At 26.2% G+C, this 1,083-nt stretch carries 1 protein-coding gene; it reads left to right on the forward strand.

From position 1 onward, the window contains the following. Nucleotides 1–417: 417 nt before the first annotated feature. A partial coding sequence (locus D9R21_RS06690; protein ID WP_148108895.1) for a hypothetical protein occupies nucleotides 418–1,083 on the forward strand: 666 nt, incomplete at its 3' end.

Raw genomic sequence — 1,083 nt, forward strand, 5'->3', positions numbered from 1 at the left:
TAAGTTAGACGCGTAGTGGTGCATTCATAACATTTAATAACAAGAATAAAAATAAAATCGTGTGCGTAGCAGTAGCTGACTGTTTTAGAACTGGATAAGAATTTCTAAATTAACTACATGGGTGACTTGTCATGGGGGGTATTTGTGTCAAATAACAAAATAAACAATATCAATTAAAAAAATATCGCCTTTGCACTTTAACTTTGATGGTGAGTGCAGGCGAATTAAATTAATTGTTTTTATATTTTAATTTTGTTTTTATAAAATTGTTTGAGAGAGAACATTAATCCCCTACTATCTTTTCCTTTTCTAATAAAATAAAAAATATCTAAATAATATAATTTTTAGTTAAATTACTTTGCTAATAATTAATAATTAAATTATAAAATAAAATCTTAAAAAGGATGATAATTAAAAATGAGGGAATTTAATAAAATTAATAATAAAAAACGAATTACTAGTTATGAATATTTAAATAAAAAATATGATTTAAATTTTAGTGACTATAATTTTGGTTTTGATTGAGAAGTATTTAAAGATTTTGTTGGTGATAGTTATGCTAGATATTTTACTTCATCCTGTTTTTTTAAGTTTGTTTCAGCCGGGCGTGGTACTAATAAAACATGAAATCATTTAGCAGAAAAATTATTTTTTGCTTGTAACTTTAATGATGCTTCATCTAATATTTTACGAAGATATGCCAATACACATGAAGATACTACATTTGGCGATACAATTAATGTCTGTAATTATTTATATGATAAATACGGAGTTGATATAGGACCTGACAATGAAAATGGCATTGTTTGACCTAAAAATGTTAAAGAAGGTGGCGAAATTGTTTTTCCTAGTTGTGTTCGCATTGCTTTTGCGGGTTATGCTAATGGTAATAAAATTATGGGAAAAGTTGGTAAAGGTAGCGGTATTATATCGGCATGAACTGACGAAATGATACATGCTGAAGAAAAAGAAATTTTAACGGACAAAGAACTAGATAAAAGATATAATAATTTAAGAGTTTCAATGTTTCGTTCTAAAAGTTTAAAAGTATCTTATGAAAAATACACGGATGAAAATGATAAT

This window comes from Spiroplasma endosymbiont of Megaselia nigra (assembly GCF_003987485.1).
Lineage (GTDB): Bacteria > Bacillota_I > Bacilli_A > Mycoplasmatales > Mycoplasmataceae > Spiroplasma.